A 21,918-nucleotide genomic window follows, 5' to 3' on the forward strand; every position below is an offset into this window, starting at 1 on the left:
TAAATTGTTGTATTGATTAAGTAAAATTTGTCATATGTGGATGCCGAGTATAAGAAAAGAGCAACTGCGAATCAATGCAGTTGCTCTTTTCTTTACCGCTTTAGTGGAGTGGGGGACTGACCCCTATTTAATAAAATGAGCATTGAATAATCCGATATCTGTACTAAACAAATTACGAGAATCTGCGGTGACCCTAATTGTCATTTTTTGAGCATTCGCAGTATCAAAAGATATCTCCTCTGGGAAGTCACCTGCCTTTACCATTGTAGAATACACCGAATTACCATCAAGAATAAATGCTACATTAAATGTTAGTACTGTATTCTTACTAGTATCTAGTAATCCAATGGTTGAAATAAATTTTTTATATTCACCCACTAGTGTTGCATTAATTTACACAGATGATTCAAAATATAAATAATATTCAATATTTATAGGTCCATACAATAAAAAATCCTTTACAATGGAAGGACAGGTGGTTCCTGTCCAAATCCAACGTAAAGGATCATATACATGGATAAGGATACACTAATTTCGTCATTTGGTAAATGGATTTCTCCCATCAATTTTGACTTTTTTGATGAACAGGTCAAAATACGGAATCTTGACTATTACACGAAGAAGCTAACGACAGAAGCTTACTTGAAATTGATGCTTCTCGCTCAACTCAATCAATGGGATAGCTTACATGAGATGAGCGATGCCCTTGTTGATGAAGGTCTTCAGGAAACCGTAGGTTTTCAATCGATTAGCGTATCTCAGCTATCGCGACGGAATCGTGAAATTCCATCGAATGTGATGGCCATGATATTCTTCCAACTGGTCAGTAAAATAAAGGCTTTCCATCAAAAGAACCAATCATCCATGCCATTGCATATCATTGATTCAACTACCATCCCCTTGAATTTAGGGAAGTTTGCTTGGGCGGATTTTCGGAAGACGAAGGCAGGAATCAAAGTCCATCTACGCTTAGTAATGATGGACCAACACATGACCTATCCTGACCAACTCACGATTACACCCGCTAAAGAACACGATCGCGGTCAATTGGAAGTCCTCATCGATGACAAGAACGCGACTTATGTGTTTGATCGAGGTTACATCGATTACGAACGCTTTGATCGTATGACGGATGACGGCTATTTTTTCGTGTCCCGTTTGAAAGCCAATGCCGTCACTCATCCCATTAAATCCTTTGACACCGGTGAAAATCCTGCGATCCTTTCGGATCAAATGGTTTGGCTAGGGACCTCACCAAGCCTTGCAGAGAACGTCTTCCGACTCGTTGAAGTGCTCGATCATCGCGGGAAAACACTTCGATTGATTACGAATCGATTTGATATTCTTCCGGAGGAAGTGAGCGAGATCTATCGCGCCCGTTGGGCGATTGAGCTCTTCTTCAAATGGTTGAAGCAGCATGTGAAGATTAAAACGTTCTATGGTGAAAGTGAAAATGCTGTCAAAAATCAGATCTATACGGCATTGATCGTGTATTGCCTTCATGTTTTGATTCAGCTAGAGATGAATAGTCAGCGGAAAATACTTCAGATCCAACGTTGGCTCAAACGTTTGCTTTGGAAGCCAGCCAATCAATGGGTTCGTCGCATGGAGGACCGTACGGTCCCTTAAGAAATGGGATCTGTCGTTGTTGCCCCTTTGATTAAACTGTATAAATATGCCAAATGGACAGAGCCACTTTTTGTTCGAGTTTTCCTTTTTTAACTTAAAAGTGAGAGAATCAATAAACTAAATATTCTATCTTTATTTATGCAACACTAGTGATATTCACCCATTAATGGGAACTCCAACTCACACCAATTTTCTTCTTTTGATCCTGAACTAACGGAAAATGTGAGATAATTACTATACTGGTTTCCAATATTGTCTGCTACCGTTCTCGATGAATTATATTTGTATGTATAGTCATGCCATGATCCCTTTTGAAAGTTCATCGATTCTATCCCGTTTCCTGGATATACCGCAGTTTCTTCACCGGTTTCACCAATTAAAACCGTATTCGTTTTCCCATCCCAAGCTACAGGGTAGCCAAGATTTTCACTAATATAGCGTAAGGGGACAAAGGTTGTTCCTTTATGGATAAAGGGCTTAAGCTGCTCCTCTTTTGGCATCTTAGAAATTTGATTAATTTTAATATCCTTCACAGTATAGAAAACCTCTATCATTTTTCCACTTACAGCAAAAGCCGTTAATGAACCAAATATTAATGCACCAGATAAAAATCCAATGATAAATCGCTTCATCGTTATCATCTCCTAAATGGGACTATTTACTATATAATACTTTATATTTACTTTTATGTAAACATGAGTATAAAAATTACATTACTAGCTTTAGCTAGTTGGTTAATCCCACTTTATGAGAAAAACTACCGCATACCTTGCAGTAGTTCCCCTGAATGATATTCTATAAAAATTGTTTAATATTATATCCTAAACAAAACCTTTTTCTACGATGCTTCAATGTTATTCAACAACCGTAATACGCGTTCAGACTGCTGAATTGCTTAAGAATATGTACCCCCTGTGTAGTGCAAAATAAAAGTTAAGAGGAGGGAGTGCGGACGTTTTCTTGGACCTTAAACAGCCAACCCCAGACTTCTTCTGTAATCTAAAGGACTCATTCCACCTAGCGATAACTTAATCCGTTTTGATGAATACCACTTTATGTATTCATCAAGTTGCTTTATGAATTGATTTATTGTAATACCGGTCCAGTGGCGATTGTAAAACATCTCATTTTTGAGTCTGCCAAAGAAGCCTTCACAGGCGGAGTTATCAGGTGAACAACCTTTCTTTGACATTGAGCGTGTAAGTTGAGCCTTTTCCACTCGTTCTATCCAACCTGGCCAACGATAATGGCTGCCACGGTCTGAATGAATTACGGGGTGCTCACCCTCTTTAAGTACAGAGATTGCCTCATCAAGCATTCTATTAACTAATTCAGCATCCGGTGATGTTCCAATGGTCCAACTTACTGGCAGCCCATCAAGGCAGTCAATTATGGGAGACAGATATATTTTTCCGGCTGGGATATGAAATTCCGTTATATCGCTAAGCCATTTTACATTTGGCTTGTCCGCATGGAAATCACGATGAATAACATTCGCTACCTCCGGGCTAATTTCACCTTTGTATGAGTTGTATTTCCTGCGCCTTATACTGGGTACGATTAATTGCTCTTCCTTCATAATCCGGCGAATTACCTTTTCTGATATGACTGTGCCGGCTAATTTAATGACAGAATGGATTCTGCGATAACCGTAACGACTGGAAGATCCATTAAATGCTTTCTTTACTTCTTTACGCAAGTCAGCATATTTATCACTTTTGTTCAGGATAAAGGCTTGGTAACAATAGCTGCTTTTGGCCATATGGAGAATTTGAAGAAGATCCTTCAGAAAATATTTTTCTCTTAGGGCATTAATCACTATAGCCTTCTCATGATTAGTGAATGTTGCAAGACTAATGCCCTTTTCTTTTTTTATGATTTCTGCGGCTTTTTCTAATATGTCCCGCTCCAGCTGCAGACGGTAAATTTCTTTTTGAAGTTCATCTACTTGTTTTGTCAGGTGTTCTTTTTCAGCCAGTAAATCGGTTGTTTGTCCTTCATGTTTGACATCAGTTGATGTATTTGAAACTTTGTCTTTCTTTGTCATTTTTGGTTCGCGTCCTTCTTTTAAAAGCTGCCTTTTCCAGTTATAAAGGACTTCACGGGATACCCCAATTTCATTAGCAACCTCTTTAGCGGGTTTACTTCTTGAGCACAAGGAAATGACTGCTTTTTCTTTTTGTTCACGCGTATATTTTATCAGTGATCCTCCTGACCGACAATATTTCTTTTCTTCAGGGGCCAGCTCTTTGATCCAAGCATCAAGTTCAGGTCTGCTAGGATATCCCAGGATCCTAGCTGTACGGGAAACGCATTTGCCGTGCTCCAAGTAGTAAGCAACAGCCTTTTGGCGTTCTTCTTCGCTGTATTTTGACTTTCTTATGAAATCCTTATGAAGATCACCATTTTCGATGTATTCTTTGTACCAGTTGATAAGCGCCCCTTTTGAAGGGTATCCTAGTTCACGTATTACTGTTGCATAACTCATATCGTACTGTATTACTAACTGGACTGCCTTAATTCTTTCCTGATAGGTAAACATGCGGAACCCCCTGGTTTTATATTAGGTCCAGGTTTTTGTCCGCACCTCCGGATTGCAATGAAAAAGTGAGAATGCTGCAAGCAGAAAAAAGTGCAAAAAAATAGGCTTGCCAGCCTTCCCGATTTTCCCTACTGTATTTGGTGCCGAATCAAAACAGTGGAGGTTGAAAGGATGCTGGCAATGCCTATCGTACATACTATCAAAATTTTACGGAATGAGAAATCCTTTTCCATCAATAAAATCGCCAATACATTGAATATCGCCTGGACGACTGCGAAGAAATATGCGGATGAAGAACAGGTTCCTCAAGAGAAACAGAAAGCCCGGACAGGAATGATGTACGACGAGGACTGGGGAGCGATCGTCTCTGACTGGCTGGGAGGACGAGAAGCTAAAGAAAAAGCAACGCAGGAATAACAAGAGCATCTTTGAAGCGCTACAGAAGAAGAGGTTTAAAGGGTCCTATCGGACCGTTTGCCTGTTCATTCAAGAATGGCGCGAAAGTAAGCAAGAGACCGAGGCCCCTGTTGACCAAAATATGACACGGCTCAGCCATCCACCGGGCGAGGCCCAACTTGATTTCGGTCAGATGGAGGCAGTGAGGAATGGAGAACTGGTGGATATCCATACTCTCATTTTGTCCCTTCCCTTCAGTAATAGCTTCACCGCGATTCCACTTCCCAGGGAAAATACAGAATGTCTCTTGCATGGGCTTCAGGAAATCTTCAAGCAGTTTGATTTCGTGCCGAGAAGCATCCGGATCGACAACATGCGTCCAGCTGTCGCCAAAGCTCGCGGCAATGGATCTGAGATGGTCTTCACGGATGAATTCATCAAGTTTGCCAACTTCTATGGCTTCACTCCCATCGCCTGCAATCCCCGTTCGGGGAACGAAAAGGGGAACGTAGAGAACAAGGTCGGTTATGTCCGATACAACTTCATGACCCCCGCTCCTGTCATTGACGACCTAGAACACTTGGGCCGAATCCTGGCCAGGAAATCGGAAGAGGACCGGGAGCGTCTTCACTACCAGAAGGAGGTTCCGATCAGAGAACTGTTGGATGAGGAGAAAAAGCATTGTCTTGCCCTGCCGGAGACCGATTATCCAGTGTTCCGAGAGGAGGAGGCCAAGGTAAACAAATACGGAGAGATCACGTTGGACAAAGAAAAGGTCTATGTGCCGAGGGGAGCCAATTTTGCCAAGCTTCATGTCGTGAAGTACTGGGACCGCTTCAAGGACGTTTCTCCATTCGGCGAGATCCTGCTTGAAGACCACCGACCGTATATGGGCAAGACCAGAAAGATTCCGTGGAAGGAAATCCTGACTTCCCTGATCCGCAAGCCACGTGCAGTGGACAATTCGAGACATATGGAGTACTTGCCACAGAATGTCCGCGAGTACCTCAGCATCCCGGACTTTCGCCTTCGAAAGGAACGGCTGCGCTGGCTGGTCGGCCTTCTAAGCCATCACAGCATACAGGAAATCGGAGACCAGTTCTATGAGCTGGAGCCTATGTGTTCGGATGATTCCGGCTCCCATCCCTATGAAGTGGATTGGTCGAAGTATGACAGTCTTCAGAGCACCGGCAAGGAAGTGGGCGCATGAACATAGACATCAAAAACATGTGCAAGCAACTTCGCCTCGCCCACCTGGCGGATGTCTATGAAGATATCCCCTTCGGGGACCGAGAACAGTTTGTCGAGGAACTCCTAAGGCGTGAACTGGCACTCCGTAAGGAGACCAAAGCGAAAACGTTGATCAAACGGGCCCGCTTCCTCCATCATAAGTCGCTTGCCTCCTTCGAATGGCGGGACCAGGTCCATCTGCCTCCTAAGCTGGATAAAGGAGAACTAGAGTCCCTGAACTTCATTCACCGCAAGGAGAATATTGTCCTCTCCGGTTCTCCGGGAACCGGGAAGACCCATTTGGCTGTCGGGCTCGGGCACAAGGCCTGTGAACAGGGAAAGGAAGTCCGCTTCTACCGCGTGGCTGATTTGGCAGAGACTCTTGAAAAGACATGGCGGGAAGGACGGTTTCAGCAGTTTCGCAACCGGTTCAAGCAGGTAGATCTGATCATTTTAGACGAAATGGGATATGTCCCATTCAGCCGGGAAGGGGCGGAGCTCCTTTTCCAACTCATCTCGGATTGGTACGACCAAAAGAGTGTGATCATCACCTCCAATCTGGAGTTCAGTCAATGGAATCGGATTTTTAGCGATTCCAGACTGACTGCGGCACTGGTCGACCGCGTGATTCATCACGCCCACATTTTGAGCTTTACAGGGGATAGCTATCGAGTCATGAACGCACTTTCTCGAAAAAATAAAATATGGATTGGAAGGCTACAAAGTTCTAAACTTTTCTATTGCAAAACACATATAGCTTATATTCTTCTGAATTTATCAATATTTCCTTTGTTGAAATATCTCCATTTGAACATAGTTGGTCTACCTTACGCCTTATATGAGGAATACTTGGATTAGATAACTCATCATATACCTGTTTAGGCAATACAACTATCTCTGGATAGAGTTTTAAATAAAAAATTCTCTCTCTTTCACCCACAAAAAGGTAGAGATACAATTAGTATCAAAAAACAACTTATTAGTCATACTTTTCTTCCTCTTGTGTATCAAACCCGTATACAATGTCTGCTCTAAAACCGTTTAAAAGTAATTCTTCATACTTACCAGTTGAAACGAGTTCTTTTGTTTTTAATTCCTCAGCCAATTTGACATATTTTCCATAAGTGGCATATTGCTTTTCTTCTGGTGTGGGTATATATAATTTATCATCATAGCCAAGTTTTATGGCTGAAGCTATTATACCTGTCTTCATCGTATCGGCTTTTCCACGGGTTATATATCCGTCATTTATTAATCTCCATAACGTAGCCTGCCTGCTCAATCCATAGTGCTGTTCTATTCTTACAATATCTTCTATCTCAAGTTGATGCTTTTCCTTTTTAAGCTTATTTTTAATGAAATAAGTCAGAGATTCATAAGGTGCTAGGAAATAAGATGCAAACATATCTGCTTCCTTTTCCTGTGGGTCATTGTTTGCTTCAAGGTCATTTGAACAAACTATACCCTTAAAGTCTTCATGGAAAAATAAGTGATAGAGCTCGTGTGCTATTGTAAAACGTTGCCTACCATAGGTCGAAGTAGAGTTAATACCGATTATTTTATTCTTTCCATCTCTAATACACATTCCACTTACTCGATTGCTCATAGGGTAAAATATCATCGTTAAATCGTCATTGTTGTGAATCAAAGAGAATATATCTATTGGGGAATCTACATCTTCGCCAAATTCTTTACGAAGGCTTATTGCCTCACCATTCAGTTCTATTTTCTCTTTCATTGTTTATTCCCCCTCGAGTAAGCCTTCCATAAAACGTAAGTTTAATGCAATTTTATTCATAGCAGCAATTGTCTTTAAATCCTCCACATCTACGCTCTTTGCCCTAAGAGCCATAGGCATTGGCACAAATTCACTTGCTTCATTTGTAAAATATTCTACAGTGCATCCGAATAATTCTGCAGCTTTTTCTAGTATATCTACACTAAATTGTCTCTCGTTTTTTTCACATTTTGAAATATAGCTTTGAGCAACCTCTAAATACTCTGCTATTTGGCCTTGTGTAAAGCCACTAATTTTTCGTATCTCACTAAACCTTCTACCAATCAAGTCAAAGTTTAACATTGCTACACCTCCTCTTACTACATTATATGTTAGTTTTGTCATAAACTAAAATGATCATTCATTTAAAATTATGACAAGACTTTTTGAGGTGTTGCTGTGGCTCATAAAAAAAGCAGCTACTGCATTGACTGTAGTAGCTCACTTCTTTAATGGTTTAATAAAATGAAGACATCTCATTTTTTTATTTTTCTTTTGGATTAAACTCTAATATAATTTGGTTTTTGCTTGTAGATGTATCATCACTTTCATATTCATCAAACAAATTTTGATTTTTTTTGGCATCTTCTAGTTCAGATTTTATTTCTTCGTATGTGTTATTATTTAAAGCCTTTTCCATATGTTTAGTCTTAAGTAACTCTTTTTCAACTTGTAAACTTGCTATGATATCTTGTCTCTCTAATTCATTAACCTTATTTTCAATATCCTTTTGCTTCTGTTTTAATTCAAGCTCAAGAATTTGATATTGGGTGTCTATTTCACGCTTTTTTTGAAGTTGGGATAATCTCTCTTCTGCATCTAATGTTGTTTCAGTGTATTTAATGAATTCATCAATCTTATCATTAATTTGCTGTAACTTTTGATTGCGTTCACTATATTCATAATTATCATTAGAACTGGGTAATACTTTCAATGTAATTTTATGTTCATCTTCAGATGTGATGCGTATTTTTTTATTAATATAGTACTCTATATATTTATTATAGATTCTGCTGGTGGATGGATCATTATCATACTTTTTATAAATTGTAAATTGTAGCCATCCTTCCGTTTCACTTGGAATCAACTCAAAGGCAGTAAAATATTCCTTCCTATTTTCAACCATATTATAGAACTTATTTGCAAGATCAATTATCTCTTTTTGATACTGTTGATACTCTTTATCAAGAGTTAAGGATTTCTTTCCCGAAATATAGAGCCCATATAAAGAAAAACCGATAGAGAAAGAAACAAGCAGGCCAAAAAAAAGAAGAATTGAACTGAGTGGGGACAGTAATAATAACCCTACTGTAACGTACTTAACATTAGAATTTGAAGCAAAGAATCCTAATAGCAAATACTTGATGTAGCTTAAAAAATAATACTTACCGATTAGGTTCTCAACTATAGTCTCATGTTCCTGTCTATCAATTTTTGATAGATTATCAGCACTAATAGGTGTATCAGGATCTCTCTTAATTCGTTCAGCGACTTGTTTAATGAATTCATCCTTATCTTGGTTATTCATAAAAAGTACCTCCCCAATATTTTTTATGTTTGCGCAATTCCGATTTTTCTATGTGTATATTTTTACCTATCTCGGACGCTTTAGTATGTAGATGATTTAATTATACTGTCTTGAGTAATAATTCTCATACAATTATGTTATAAATTTTCTCGTCGAATGTCAATGGATTCCAGTATTTTTTTAAAAATGCTTTACGTATAAACTCGTCTATTTTTTCTTTAAAGAGAAACAGCAGTATATCTACTTTCTCTAATGGAGTATATTTCGCTTTAAATAAACCTGCTGTACTTGGTATAAAAAAGGACTAGGATAAGTAACCTAAAAAATCGTACGGAAATGGATTGGATTGTCAACACTTTTTCATACAGCTTTTATTCGGTCATCATAGCTAAACGATATTCCACAGGTGTCATATAATTCAATGCTCCATGAATTCTTTGATGATTATGCCAATTTACGTAATCTTCCAATTCATTCTTGATCTCTTCTAAACTAAGGAACATTCGATTAAACACAAACTCTGTCTTAATAATTTTTTTATCCAGCTTCAGCGATAGCATTGTCATATGGACAGCCTTACTGCTTAATGATCGCTGTATTTTAAAGGCCTCTAGCACTTCATCAATCAATTGATTCTTAAATTCATTGCTCCGATCGGTATGGAATACTTTGATCTTGGATAGGTTTACTTGAGAGTTTAAATATGAATCGTATACTAGCCCAACATCCTTCTTGCTACCTACAGAGTAACCAATGATTTCTCGATTAAAGAGGTTCATCAATAGACAAAGATAATGCCATTTTTCCATGACATTGACATGTAGATGGTAAAAACAAATCTGATATTAATGTGGCAAAAATCGAAAGTTTAAAGCTGGCACTTGAGCAACTGTCTCAAGAAACAGATAATGATTTTTCTGAAGAACAGATTGAGCGAGAGAATTTCAGATTGGATTTGAAAAATGAGGCATATCGATTAAACAGAAAAGTCGAGCACAATAAAAAGTAAAATATCATTACTAAAGATAAATTTAGAAACTGGTCTATATCCTACAGAGGCTGACTTCGAATCGCTGGTTGGATATTTTCCTAATGTTAAGCTACGTCAACTACATGAAGTTGAAGGGTTTCATCAAAAGCTTGCTATTATTCTTAATGATGAGTTTGCTCAGGAACGTGAGTCCCTTGAATCGGAGAATAAAGAACTGGAAGAGGCAGTTAATGCAGTGAACTTACAAATGAGCGAACTAGGAGTTTCAACACACCTTTCTCCAGAATTTCTTGATCAGTATTCAAGAATATCCAGAGAAATTCACGAGCTTGAAGCTCAAAATGATGCCTATAACAAACTAAATGAATTGAACGAAAAAAAGCGTCGAGCCAAGCAAGCACTTGAACAAAGTATAGAAAGCATCTTATTAGAAATAGAAACACAAATAAATAATAAAATGAAAGAGTTCAACGACTGGCTATTTGATGAAAACCATAAGGCTCCAGTATTAAAGTTTAAAGCTTACAATAGCTATTCATTTTATACGCCAGATGATGATGGGACAGGTACAAATTATAAGGGTATGGTCTTATTCGACCTTGCTGTCCTATCTCTTTCTAGACTTCCTTCAATCGCCCACGACTCATTGATATTTAAGAATATAGAAGATGAATCAGTTGATGGAATTATGCAAATATACGCTGAGAGCAAGAAACAAATCTTTGTTGCGTTTGATAGAGCAAGTTCTTATAAGCCGAGTACGTCAAAAATTATATATGATAATACTCGATTAGAATTAGGCAAAAATGGTCATGAACTTTACGGTGAAAACTGGAATGTAGAGGAGAATAATGGTGCATCTAAGCTATAATAAATTATGGAAGATGTTGATAGATAGAGGAATGAATAAGCAGGATTTAAGGAAGCTAACAGGACTTAGTGCTGCGTCCATCGCAAAACTAGGAAAAGGAGAAAATGTTAACACGGATAACCTTGTTAGAATTTGCAAAGCACTGGATTGTGATATCTCTGATATCGTAGAAATTAAGAAGGAATCCACATAAACTCCTCATAGCAAAAAAGGCACCCCAGCAGACAAGCCTCTCAGAACGTTGAGAGCTAGTCCGCTAGGGTGCTTATTTATAATAAAAAAGAAGAACCAATCCCGAAAGGTCTATTCCTAGTTCCATTATTTTATGAAAAAAATGCCTGCCCCCTTGTCCCGTTCGACAAAAATACTCTCATTAATATGGGTAAGGTAATCTTCCATTAATTAATAATATGAAATCATAAAACTTTCTTATATCTTTATGTAAGTCTAATTCATTTCCGATATCTCTGTGATTAAAGGCATGAATAGCATTTCTTTTATCTTGGATATCATCTACCCATTTAAACCAATCATCATCTTTTCCCCATAGTTTCCCATTGCTGAAATCCTTTAATCCTTCAAATTTAATTTTATTTGGATCAATTAACTTTCCACTCTTCTTCCTAAATGCTTCTTCATCATTCATATAATCCTCATAATATACACAATAGAATAGCTTCAGCCATCCCTCAACTAGTGTTCCTAAATTAGTTCTCGCAAGTAATATTTCACCTTGGATCAATGGACTTTGTCGGTTTAACCATATTTTTAAACAATAAGTTAAATCTTTAAGCCAATCTAACCTAGCTATTTCTAATAAGTTTGCAGCGGAATCTGGAGCCCATCCCCTTGGGCTTTGCCAAAAATCGAAAGCATCATCTGATATGGAGATTATTCTATCTAATACTTGTTCTATAGAAAAGTGTTCCTCATCTTTTCTAATCCAGATTTTAGGATCTATACACATACCCTCATACCTCCTCTACTTCATTATACAACAGAACTCCTAGATCTCCTTGAGGGCTTTACGTATTTGATTGGTTTGTTTTGCTTTTAGGTCTGGTTGTTAACACCCACTCCCACCTGGTGGTGTGAATATTTTGCAAACAAAGCACCCCGGCAGACAAGCTCATGTCAGTCAATGAGCCAGTCCACTAGGGTGCTATTTTTTATCCCCGGGTGTAAATATATTTTAGTGTAAATGTTAATAGTCCATCACCAAATAAAACCCCCCCCTGCCACTTAACCCTGCCAACTAAAAAAAGAACCCCTTTGGATTTTACTCCGCTGGGGTTCTTCTTTGGTTAGAGAACCTTGTTAGGTGTCTCTAGTTTTTTAGTTTTTGATTATTGACCTTTAACTATTACTTCAATTACTTTTGTATCACTTTCTGCATTACTTGTAATAGTAGCTGTCAATTTAACTCTTATGTCAGCTCCAGCAGGTCTTGTTACCACGCCTGCTGTACTTACAGCTGCATTATCAGAAGCCCAAGAAATTGTTGAGCCATTTACTCCTGTTGTTGCTAATGTTAAGTTAGCTGTTACATTATTTAAGTCTCCAGGAATTGTTAATGCTGCCTTGTCTGCTGCTACCTTTTCAGCATCATTCATAGCCGCTGCCTTAACAACTACTGTAAATACTTTAGTATCTGTTGCAGCTCCATTAGTAAGAGTTGCTGTTAATTTTACAGTCTTATCTCCAGCTGTATAAGTTGGTCTTGCTACAACACCCGTAGCCGCAGTTATTGCTGCATCATCTGATGCCCAAGTAACTGTTGTGCCTTTAGTTAGAGGACCTGCAGGTAATGAAACATTACCTGTTACGCTTGTTGCAGAATCGCCAGCTGTAAATCCTACAGCTAATGCTGCTTTATCTGCTGCTAAATTTGTAGCATCAGCTGATGCTACAGCTGCTTCTGCTGCTGTTAACTTAGCATAGTTTGTAACATAGTCTTTTTGTGCTGGTGCTGGTGCTGTTAATGCATCGTATGCTAATCTTGCTGTTGCAACTTCTCCACCAGTGTTAAATGTAGCATGTGCTGGATTCATTGCATCAGCGTTAAGAAGGTTAATTACATTAGTTACTGCTGCTGTTTGTACAGTAGCAATCTTATTAGCAACTAACGATGTTATAACACCATCTGTAACTTTAATGTCTGTAACTTCATCATTTATAGCTAATTCGTAAGTTCCTGCTGCTTCAAATCCATTTGTACCAACTGCTATGATACTACCTTTTGGAGATTTAACCATTGAACCTGCTCCATAAACATAAGGAACACCGTCTACATAAATAACTTTTAGAGTTTCGTCAATATAAGTTACCACACCAGAAGTAATGTTATCTTTTGGCGCTTCACCTGGTGTTACCAATGCAACGTTAACGAAACGAGTTGTACCTTTTACAAGATATAGTTCAACTCCATCGCCATCTTTAAGAGTACGTAACTCAACTGCTTTTTTGTTTGTTACATCATAAATGTAAGCATTGGAAACAAATTCGTATGTCACACCATCAATCTTAACAGTGTTAGTACGAAGATTTGGATCTTCACTTACCTTACCTGTAATCTTAACAACCGCATCTTCTGCATTTGTATTAACTTTTGCAGCGTCCATCTTATCATTAACCTGTAGAACAATTACAGAACCTTTTGTTACTACAGGAGTTGCATCAACAACAAATTCATATTTTGTCTTATCGATAACAACTTTAATTTGTTGTTTTCCACCTGTAAGGTTCTTAACATCACTTACATAAGCATTATAATTCTTGTAAGAATCAGCTGCATCACTATCTGTTACACGCATTGCAACTACACGATCGTTAGCATCAAAATATACTTTACCAGCTTTAACAACGCTTAGATATTCTTTAGCGTCAGCCCAGTTGAATACTTTATACTTATCTCCATCAACGAGATAAACTACTGCGGAATCTTGTAGTTTCTTTCCAGAAGCATAAGTAGAAGTTACCTTAAATTCTGTAACTGAAATTCCAGAAATAACTTCGACTTTAGTTAATTTACCTTCATCATTAACTGTTAACTTGACAATATCATTCTTTTCAAAACCAGGTGTTGCAACATTCATATTTTTTGGGAAATCTTTTGCATATGTTGTTACCGCACCGTTTTTAAACTCTGTTTTAGAATCTGCCTTAAATAACTGAGATTTACCATCTGGTTTAACAACTTCGACTGCGGCAATATCTCTTCCTAGTTCTGTGTCACTAACAACATTTTCTTTTAATACGGAGTATAAAGAAGATGTTGCTACCTTACCAAGATCACCAGAGATGAATACCATCTCGCCTAGACGATCTAAGAAGACTGTAACTTCGCCTTCTTCTTTCATAGCCTTAGCTTGGTCTTCACCAAATTCGCTAAGCTTATCTTCATCTAGATACACAGCTTTATCGTAGGAGTAGTCTTCACTGTCTACACGGATTCCATCAGTGAATACATGAGAAATCTCACCAGTTACAGTGTTATTAAATACTTCAGCAAATTCAGCTGTTGTGCTGTAGAAGAAGATATCACCTTGTTGTAGGTCTTCTGCTTTTACAGTCTTACCATCTTTAACAATGGTATAATCTTCAACATCTAGAGTTTCACCATAGCTGTATACAACATCATCTTTAGTTTCTTCAACTACAAGATATTTAGGCAAGCTGTATACTTCGATGAAACGAATATCATCGCTCTTATCTAGAGCAATTTTTCCATATTCATAGTTAAGTACTGTTAAATCTTCAATGTCCTTTTCTTTACCATCAATATAAACGGTTACTTTGTCAGCAAACTCATATGATTTGTCTGCATCAACTAATTTAACCTTTTTGTCAGCAATATTTTTAGTATTTACAGCATCGTATAATACATCGCCAGCTTTAGCATATACGACTTCGCTGTTATCAAGGTAAAAAGTTGTTTCAGTACCAAATGCCAATTCAAAGTCGAACCCAGCTGGTACAGTTACAGTCTTAGTAACGTTCTTGTCATCTGCATCTTTATAAGCGATCTTGATTTCATCATCATCAAGTTTGCTATCAGTACGTGGAATAGCAGTTACGATAGCTTTTTGTGATACAAATTTAAGGTCATTAGCTAAGATGGTTTGTTCTTTAGTACCTTGAGTACCACTTACAACATAGTTAACTTCACCATTGATTGTAAAACCAGATGCAATTGCTTTTGGAACTGTTAATGCAGCTTCGGAAGCAAGAGCTACGAAACCACGATTAGCTGGTTGGTTAGCAACTACACCATCAAGTTCTTCAGTTAAACCAATAGAATCAGCCATAACGATGTAGTTGTATGGCCATTGGCCTTGTTTGTCAGCAAGTGCTTTGTAGCCTAGTGCACGAACTAAGATTGTTAATGCTTCAGCTTGTGTAACAGGTTGGTTAGCACGGAATGTGCCATCTGGATAACCAGTTAACAAGTTTTGTTGAACTGCAATGTTTACATAGCCAGAAGCCCATGGAAGAACTTCATCTTTAAATGGAGTTTTACCCACAGCTGCTTGAGCTGCTTTTTCATAGCCAAGTAAACGAACTACTACAGCAGAGAATTCTGCACGAGTAATAGAGTTGTCTGGTTTGAATGTGCCATCTGGATAACCTTGTAATACTGCTAAGCTAGAAAGAACCTTCACAGCATCAGCAACGTCAGCATTTTCGATATCGCTGTATTGTGCACCTGTTGCCACATTAGCAGCGAAAGCTGGCATAGCCATGGTGAAGACTAGCGCGAATGCAAGAAATGTGAGAATACTTTTTTTCATAGCCTTCATAACTTTCGTTTCTCCTCCTCTAACATGTTTCGGTTGAAAGATATTGTTTGTAGTGCTCTGTTCTCTCATATGTACGCACCCCCTTTCCCGAGATGAGCGAGATTTTTATCTCTATCTCTATTTCTATAGGAGCTTCTGTATTCTATATAGAATACAGAAAGTTGATAACCAATAGCAAAAACTAGCAAAACCTGCAGAATGGACATGTCTTTAAGTATATCCATTTTCTGCAGCGACGTAAAGAGGTTAAGTGGTTTACTATATTAAAATGTTGCCTTGCTATCTACACTTCTCTTCTATATCCTTAAACGCATAGGAGAATCAAAAGTTGCGCTTATGAGAACTTTTTCTCATAATAAAATCAATACTTCTTCCTACCTATTTCGTTGTCAGAATAGGAATCCCTGCTCTACTAGCAAGTTTTTTCGCTAAAAAAGAACTTTTTTCAGCATGAATCGTAGAGTACGTATTGAAGATGTTCAATTTACTTTTTCTTGCTTTTCTCTAGAGTGTTAGACGTGACCTGAATATGAAAAGTTGCGCCTATTTATCCTTGGGAATCGGAGGTTATGATACATATGATGTACCAATTAATGAAATATCGTACAGTACGTCCAGAAGGTGAGGATGAAATCATCATCCAGAAATCTCGCTTCATCGGTTATGTGGCTCATGTGGAGACCGAGGAGGACGCCATTCAGTTCATTGAAGTGATTAAGAAGAAGCATTGGAATGCCACCCATAACTGCTCTGCCTATATGGTGGGAGAGCATGATGAGAAGCAGAAGGCCAATGACGATGGCGAGCCCTCTGGGACAGCTGGGAAGCCCATCCTAGAAGTGATTAAGAAGATGGGCTTAAAGGATACCGCTGTGGTGGTGACTCGCTACTTCGGCGGGATTAAGCTAGGCGCTGGTGGATTGATTCGAGCCTATAGCCAAGCGACAACAGCTGGTATTCTGGCTACTGGTGTGATAGAGCGAACTAGACATCGTCTGGTGAAGGTGACGGTGGATTATCATTGGCAGGGTAAGCTGGATCATCAATATCGGCAGGCAGGGACCCTGGTACAGGAGACCATTTTCTTAGAGAAGGTGAGCTATCTTGTGGCAGTTCCTAGTGGAACAGAAGCGAGCTTCCACGACTGGATGCTGGAGTTGACCAATGGTGAGGCGGTTATCGAGGAAATGGAAGAGGTCTATGTGGATGTGGAAGTGAATCCACATGAGCATGATCTCTCCTGAGCGAAGATTGCAAGATATGTAGTAGGAACATTGTCTAGTGAACCGTAGGCTCTTACCGGTTATATACGTGATTAATGGCAGATAACGGACAAGTGAATGTCCGTTATTTTTATTTATGGTACAGGGTGGATGAATAGAACCAATTCATTGATTGACCTCATTAATACACTACGCTCTCGTTGAGGTGACTTATAGGTTTGGTTGCTGGCTATTAGCTCGGATTGAATCGCAAAGTTCATGCTTTTGTAACATTAATATATTTATTTTGTATAATCAATGTATATTTAAAGTTCAACTTATGGTAATATCTTCAATGTACCATTGTAGATATCATCTAGTCGCTTACCATTGTACTTGTTGATGAAGGAGAGTGAATTCTATGAATCGTCGTGTACCATTCCTACTAGAGGAATTCGCTGAACGTCAGCTCTTCATACCCTCTTCCTTTAAATATAAAGTAGAGGATTATCCACATGGGTGGAACTCTGCGGAACTTGCACATTGGGAAGAGCTCTTTCGAGAATATGGGGAGTATCCCACCTGGCACGAAATGGTCATGATGAACAAAGGCAAGAAGTTCACTGATGAAGAATACTACTTCTACCTGCAATTCTGGTATACCAGTGCAGAGAAGATGCATGAGAATCGTTTGATTCAGTTCCACAGCTATGATGACTTTGCCTTCTGCTTATTTTTTGATTCACTCAGCACCTTATACAAGTGGTATCCTTGTGCACAAAGAGAGTTAGAACCACTTCTAGATCTCTATCACGAGGGGGACTTGGTAGATGTCTCGAAGAGGGTTACATCGATGAAAGCGCAATTGAACGATGAATTAATGATGAATGTGGATTGGTTGTATCGGTATCATACTACCATCGTTGATAATCCGCATTTTACGATTGCGAGGTATTATGAGGATTTGATGAGGCATGAGATCTTCTAGAACATAGGTTGAGGTATACATAGGAGAATGAGTAAGGGTGACTCCATTCAATCGCTAAATGTGATTGAATGGAGTCACCCTTTTGTGCTCTGTTCACTTTTATTATTGTTTTGGAATTCTCTTCGCGTTGCTTAATACGTTCACTGCAATCGTTGCAGCTTCTGCACGTGTTAATTTCCCTTGGGGTTCATAGTAGAACTTGCTCTTTTCTCCTTCTTTCGCTGCATGTGGTTTCCCTGCCATCATGCCCGCTTTAACAACCGATAGAACTGCTGGAGCTGCGTAGTCATCAATATTTCCTGCATCTGTGAATTGCTTTACGAGTTTTGGTTTTGCCTTTTCAATGGAATCCAGTTTGATTTTCGCTGCTCTTGCGATCATGACTGCTGCATCTTCACGAGTAATCTCATTTCGAGGTTGGAACTGTCCATCCAGTCCTCCTCGGATGATACCAGCCCGTGCAGCTGTTTCAATTCGTTTATAATCATATAGCCCACGTGTTGAGTAATCGGAAGGATATACGTCTGTAAAGGTTAAGTTGCCCTCATAATCTAATGGAATTTCAAATGCTTTAACAAGCAATGTAGCAAATTCTCCACGAGTGATAGTCTCATTCGGTAAGAACAAGTTCTTAGCTGCATTGTTCATGTAACCCTTTGAGTACATCAAATCAAGATTATTACGCGCCCATGGATGGCTAATTACGTCCTCAAAACTGCGACGCATATACATGACTTGATAGTATCCAAATTCCTTAATTGGTACAGTAATGGTGTGTTTCTTCGGATCTACGACACCACCAACGTTTTCCCATCTCCATCCCGGAATACCACGATGGTCACGATAATAGTGGAAGTGATACACCGTTACATATGGCCAACCACTATCGACGATCTTTTCATCATATTGTAAGGTCAATTTCACTTCTTTACCATTATCCGTGATAGGGACCATTAAATCTTTGTACTCTCGATCATAGAATGCTCTACCCTCATATGGTAAGGTGCCAGATCCTTGAATCGTTTCGGTAATATCATGCTCTTCATCCCTTGGCTTCTCAATATAGCCTGCATCAATCCAGAATAGAGGGCTGATAGGGAAGAATCGTTCGGTAGGTTCTTGGAGTAAGTCTGCTCCTCTACCATGGTCAGGTGAATATCCATCTCGATTCACTTGCCCATCTTTTTGGTCAGCAATTGCGATGACTAATTGTCTTTCAGGTGTTAAATAGTAATTGGTATAGCTCATATCATTTCGACGCAGGAAAGTTCCTTTGGGTACGTTAATTTGAACCATATTCGAATGAGCTTTGATTGTACCGTTAAATTCTGTCCAATACTGCGCTCCAGGTACAACCTTGTCTGCATAAATCACTTCGAATTCTTCGCTTCGCTTTTCTTCTCCACGCATGACATCTACTTTAATCTTATTGGTTTTATTCGCTTTCAATTCCTTGGTGTAGAATTCAAATACATCCGTTTCCCCTACAACCTTTTTGGCTTCTTTTTTGTTGAAAATGATTTTATCGGCACCTTCAGCTTGAACACGAACCCGGAGAATGTTCGTTGTGACAACATTGCTCTTTGATAGATCTGGTTCAATGACGCGGAAGGTTTGTGGTTCTTTCACGATTTCAATGGTCTGAATTGTTGTTAATCCGTCATTCTCTGCAATCAATTCAATGATGGTCGTGCCAGTAGGTGCAAGCTTCACTTTTGCGCGCTCGTCATGAGGTCTCGATGTATTATTATCTAGGTAAGTTTGAAATCCTTTTACATCGGTTACAGCATCGTATTTTTTCAAATCTATTTCTTTGCTAGAAAAGTATTTTGAAGATGTAAAGTAGTAATTTTCTTCTTTGGCATTAGGTTTACGTACTACCATCTTCAATGACTTGATATTAATTGCATCCCCCTGAAGGGCAATATAATCTTCTGTCGTATGATAAACGCCTGGTCTATTCCCCTTAACGAATTTTGCAGGGGTGTTATTATCAATTGGCATGACATTAACAAACTGTGGTACTTTCGTGGTGAACATATAAATGTCAATTCCACTTTTTGCGATTACATTTTTGCGTTCTGTGTCACTGTAGAAATTGAAGGCGATACTTGTTTTACCTTGTTTATTAAATAGCTCGCCATCACCTGTGGCCCATGTTGCTTTTGTAGTAGGTATCTCAAAATATATACCATCCACTCTTGACTCCAATTTATACCCTGTTAAGCCCTTGAGTTCTTTTAGTGATTTAGTAAATGAACCCACTTTCAATGTAATCTTTTCTTCAACCGTACTATCGTAAGGGAAATTCATGATGTAACCAGTAATCTTGGTGATATTCCCTTCTTCGCTAAAGGTTTGATTTGCATAGGGACTTTTGAAAATTACGTATGGAATTGGTGTATAGGACACATCATAGGTGAGTTCTGCTGTCTTAGTACCATTGGATACTTGGATCTTTATCTTGTGCAGTCCTTCGCTCAAGTTATTAAACTTCTCAGAGTCAGTAAATTTTATTTCATAGTAACTATCTTCTTCATTTACTGTTATCAGCGTTGGATCTACTTTGTCGGTATCATCCAATATCGCTTTATCAATACCTACCTTGACGGTAAAGTTCTTATCAGTACCAAGTTGAATTTTGCTCACGTGAACCTTGAATTCAACGGGTGTTTTCGTTAGCAAATTGATATTACCATCTTGTAGGAATGTGCCATTTGCAATTGCGTTAGTAATGTATAGTTGATCATTTTTAATGATTTGAAAAGGATAGATTCGTTTATTATTATCATCAAACTTCACAATCAATTTCACATTTCCTTTGGCATCAACGTCATTTTTATGAATTGGTATGCTTACATCAGTTAATTTGAATTCTTCGTATAGTTCATATGATGTTCCGCCTGTTAAAGCAATATCAATAGGCGTGCCATTTTCATCGTTGATAAAGACTTTTACCTCGGTATACTTAGCTGTTTTATTGCCATTGGTATCGATTGTAAAAGGGACTCGAACATCCGTATTTAGTTTAAATTGAATAGGATCAGTGGCAAATTCAGTATTGAAAGCAGGCTGCTGTGCTAGGAGCTGTTCACTTGTATCTAGAGCAATTTTTGTATTGTAAGAATATGCTCCTGTGTTATAGATTAAATTTCGCTCTAAGGCATACATATCTTCCCCAATGCCTCGACCTGTTAAGGTGATGTAGTTATCACCAGGATATAACCTTAACATGTAAGATGAGTTAGGATTGATACCTGCATTGAAGTAAAATTGTCCCCTGCTAGGATCTACCTTTACAACTCTTTCAGGATCACTTGTGTTTTTAGCCCATACTTCTTGAAGGTTCTCACCTTTCCCTTCAATCGCAACAGCAGTGTTACTTTCGGCAGTTTCAGGATAAGGCTTGTCTGCCTTCCATTCTTGACCGTTCACTTTCAAATCATAAAGCGTAGGTGCTGCTCGGAAAATAACGTAACCTGGTTGCGATTCCTGAATCGTTCCCTGTTTTTCATAACGTACAGTGATTTTGTTGACGCCTTCAAAGAGTTGGACGCGATCAAACTCGTATCGGTCTTTAACAAATACACCATTCTCCATTGGAATCTTCGCTGGATTATCTCTTACAAAGATTCGATTCCCTTCAACAAGGGTTCCACTTTCATTCACCTGTTCGATCACATAATAGAGATAAGGTATATCATCTTCGGTGATTCCTTGAATATTCCCTGATATAGTGATTGAAGGTGTTGTTATTTTAGAGATTTTTTCCATTGGTGGCATGATATTATTGGCTACACCATATTGGTCAATTGTAATTGCTCCTGTGATTGCTTGCACTTTCGGCAATGGTGGGATCATCGTTACCAGAAGTGCAAATACTAACATTAGGATCGCTGATTTTTTCCATGTATTCATTCACCGTTTCCTCCTTTGTATCAGGCTTACACTGTTAATGATGGTTT

Annotated in this window: 17 protein-coding genes and 1 pseudogene; 8 read left to right on the top strand and 10 right to left on the bottom strand. The window is 38.6% G+C overall.

Annotated features, from left to right (window positions below; genetic code table 11):
* Positions 1–123: 123 nt before the first annotated feature.
* Positions 124–378, bottom strand: coding sequence for an NPCBM/NEW2 domain-containing protein (locus BN1691_RS15010; protein ID WP_076850127.1), 255 nt, complete (start codon positions 376–378; stop codon positions 124–126).
* 135 nt (positions 379–513) lie between these two features.
* Here BN1691_RS15010 and BN1691_RS06660 point away from each other — a divergent pair, with 135 nt between their 5' ends.
* A complete protein-coding gene (locus tag BN1691_RS06660) occupies positions 514–1,629 on the top strand; it encodes an IS4 family transposase (RefSeq protein ID WP_048601447.1) in 1,116 nt (371 codons plus the stop codon).
* Between the two features lie 146 nt (positions 1,630–1,775).
* Here the strand turns inward: BN1691_RS06660 and BN1691_RS06665 are convergent, their stop codons facing one another.
* Both BN1691_RS06665 and BN1691_RS06670 read right to left on the bottom strand, forming a co-directional pair.
* On the bottom strand, positions 1,776–2,261 hold the full coding sequence (locus tag BN1691_RS06665) for a copper amine oxidase N-terminal domain-containing protein (protein ID WP_048601448.1): 486 nt from the start codon (positions 2,259–2,261) through the stop codon (positions 1,776–1,778).
* A gap of 335 nt (positions 2,262–2,596) precedes the next feature.
* Entirely contained in the window at positions 2,597–4,171 is a 1,575-nt protein-coding gene (locus BN1691_RS06670) for an IS3 family transposase (protein WP_048601449.1), read from the bottom strand.
* A gap of 171 nt (positions 4,172–4,342) precedes the next feature.
* On the opposite strand from BN1691_RS06670, the gene BN1691_RS14675 reads away from it, so the two are divergent.
* The 3 genes and pseudogenes from BN1691_RS14675 to istB form a co-directional block, all read left to right on the top strand.
* Positions 4,343–4,588, top strand: a complete 246-nt coding sequence (locus BN1691_RS14675) for a hypothetical protein (RefSeq protein ID WP_231638358.1) — start codon at positions 4,343–4,345, stop codon at positions 4,586–4,588.
* 7 nt (positions 4,589–4,595) lie between these two features.
* Positions 4,596–5,777, top strand: a complete 1,182-nt coding sequence (istA, locus tag BN1691_RS06675; protein WP_231638367.1) for an IS21 family transposase — start codon at positions 4,596–4,598, stop codon at positions 5,775–5,777.
* Positions 5,774–6,493: pseudogene (gene istB / locus BN1691_RS06680) on the top strand (IS21-like element helper ATPase IstB); the annotation flags it as partial. The gene istA and the pseudogene istB, both read left to right, overlap by 4 nt.
* A gap of 283 nt (positions 6,494–6,776) precedes the next feature.
* On the opposite strand, the gene BN1691_RS06685 reads toward istB, so the two are convergent.
* The 4 genes from BN1691_RS06685 to BN1691_RS06700 all read right to left on the bottom strand — a co-directional run bounded on the left by BN1691_RS06685 (position 6,777) and on the right by BN1691_RS06700 (position 9,941).
* A complete protein-coding gene (locus tag BN1691_RS06685; RefSeq protein ID WP_048601450.1) occupies positions 6,777–7,535 on the bottom strand; it encodes an ImmA/IrrE family metallo-endopeptidase in 759 nt (252 codons plus the stop codon).
* A 3-nt stretch (positions 7,536–7,538) separates the two neighbouring features.
* Positions 7,539–7,877, bottom strand: a complete 339-nt coding sequence (locus tag BN1691_RS06690) for a helix-turn-helix domain-containing protein (RefSeq protein WP_048601451.1) — start codon at positions 7,875–7,877, stop codon at positions 7,539–7,541.
* Positions 7,878–8,058: 181 nt separating this feature from the next.
* Positions 8,059–9,102 carry a hypothetical protein gene (locus BN1691_RS06695; RefSeq protein ID WP_048601452.1) on the bottom strand — a complete coding sequence of 348 codons (1,044 nt, stop codon included), beginning with the start codon at positions 9,100–9,102 and terminating at the stop codon, positions 8,059–8,061.
* Positions 9,103–9,473: 371 nt separating this feature from the next.
* Positions 9,474–9,941: an IS3 family transposase gene (locus tag BN1691_RS06700; RefSeq protein ID WP_331386614.1), complete on the bottom strand. Its 468-nt coding sequence runs from the start codon at positions 9,939–9,941 to the stop codon at positions 9,474–9,476.
* A gap of 387 nt (positions 9,942–10,328) precedes the next feature.
* Here BN1691_RS06700 and BN1691_RS06705 point away from each other — a divergent pair, with 387 nt between their 5' ends.
* Together BN1691_RS06705 and BN1691_RS06710 are read left to right on the top strand one after the other, a co-directional pair.
* Entirely contained in the window at positions 10,329–10,964 is a 636-nt protein-coding gene (locus tag BN1691_RS06705; protein ID WP_053083718.1) for a DUF2326 domain-containing protein, read from the top strand.
* Positions 10,948–11,157, top strand: a complete 210-nt coding sequence (locus tag BN1691_RS06710; RefSeq protein WP_048601453.1) for a helix-turn-helix domain-containing protein — start codon at positions 10,948–10,950, stop codon at positions 11,155–11,157. Before BN1691_RS06705 ends, BN1691_RS06710 begins: the two co-directional genes overlap by 17 nt.
* Before the next feature lie 180 nt (positions 11,158–11,337).
* Here the strand turns inward: BN1691_RS06710 and BN1691_RS06715 are convergent, their stop codons facing one another.
* Positions 11,338–11,931: a hypothetical protein gene (locus BN1691_RS06715; protein WP_048601454.1), complete on the bottom strand. Its 594-nt coding sequence runs from the start codon at positions 11,929–11,931 to the stop codon at positions 11,338–11,340.
* A gap of 379 nt (positions 11,932–12,310) precedes the next feature.
* Positions 12,311–15,832 (bottom strand): immunoglobulin-like domain-containing protein, encoded by a 3,522-nt coding sequence (locus BN1691_RS06720; protein WP_082147047.1) that lies wholly within the window; start codon positions 15,830–15,832, stop codon positions 12,311–12,313.
* Between the two features lie 509 nt (positions 15,833–16,341).
* Here BN1691_RS06720 and BN1691_RS06725 point away from each other — a divergent pair.
* Both BN1691_RS06725 and BN1691_RS06730 read left to right on the top strand, forming a co-directional pair.
* Positions 16,342–17,007 (top strand): YigZ family protein, encoded by a 666-nt coding sequence (locus tag BN1691_RS06725; protein ID WP_231638359.1) that lies wholly within the window; start codon positions 16,342–16,344, stop codon positions 17,005–17,007.
* A gap of 379 nt (positions 17,008–17,386) precedes the next feature.
* Complete coding sequence (locus BN1691_RS06730) at positions 17,387–17,953, top strand: hypothetical protein (RefSeq protein ID WP_048601456.1); 567 nt, start codon at positions 17,387–17,389, stop codon at positions 17,951–17,953.
* A gap of 102 nt (positions 17,954–18,055) precedes the next feature.
* Here the strand turns inward: BN1691_RS06730 and BN1691_RS06735 are convergent, their stop codons facing one another.
* Positions 18,056–21,871, bottom strand: coding sequence for an S-layer homology domain-containing protein (locus BN1691_RS06735; RefSeq protein ID WP_048601457.1), 3,816 nt, complete (start codon positions 21,869–21,871; stop codon positions 18,056–18,058).
* Positions 21,872–21,918 lie beyond the last annotated feature (47 nt).

It is taken from the genome of Rubeoparvulum massiliense (assembly GCF_001049895.1).
GTDB classification, from domain to species: Bacteria; Bacillota; Bacilli; order Rubeoparvulales; family Rubeoparvulaceae; genus Rubeoparvulum; species Rubeoparvulum massiliense.

Bases quoted from the DNA above. Each gene is read 5' to 3' on its own strand.
- BN1691_RS06660 (WP_048601447.1), top strand. From the start codon at position 514: ATGGATAAGGATACACTAATTTCGTCATTTGGTAAATGGATTTCTCCC.
- BN1691_RS06665 (WP_048601448.1), bottom strand. From the start codon at position 2,261: ATGAAGCGATTTATCATTGGATTTTTATCTGGTGCATTAATATTTGGT.
- BN1691_RS06670 (WP_048601449.1), bottom strand. From the start codon at position 4,171: ATGTTTACCTATCAGGAAAGAATTAAGGCAGTCCAGTTAGTAATACAG.
- BN1691_RS14675 (WP_231638358.1), top strand. From the start codon at position 4,343: ATGCTGGCAATGCCTATCGTACATACTATCAAAATTTTACGGAATGAG.
- BN1691_RS06685 (WP_048601450.1), bottom strand. From the start codon at position 7,535: ATGAAAGAGAAAATAGAACTGAATGGTGAGGCAATAAGCCTTCGTAAA.
- BN1691_RS06690 (WP_048601451.1), bottom strand. From the start codon at position 7,877: ATGTTAAACTTTGACTTGATTGGTAGAAGGTTTAGTGAGATACGAAAA.
- BN1691_RS06695 (WP_048601452.1), bottom strand. From the start codon at position 9,102: ATGAATAACCAAGATAAGGATGAATTCATTAAACAAGTCGCTGAACGA.
- BN1691_RS06715 (WP_048601454.1), bottom strand. From the start codon at position 11,931: ATGTGTATAGATCCTAAAATCTGGATTAGAAAAGATGAGGAACACTTT.
- BN1691_RS06720 (WP_082147047.1), bottom strand. From the start codon at position 15,832: ATGAGAGAACAGAGCACTACAAACAATATCTTTCAACCGAAACATGTT.
- BN1691_RS06725 (WP_231638359.1), top strand. From the start codon at position 16,342: ATGATGTACCAATTAATGAAATATCGTACAGTACGTCCAGAAGGTGAG.
- BN1691_RS06730 (WP_048601456.1), top strand. From the start codon at position 17,387: ATGAATCGTCGTGTACCATTCCTACTAGAGGAATTCGCTGAACGTCAG.
- BN1691_RS06735 (WP_048601457.1), bottom strand. From the start codon at position 21,871: ATGAATACATGGAAAAAATCAGCGATCCTAATGTTAGTATTTGCACTT.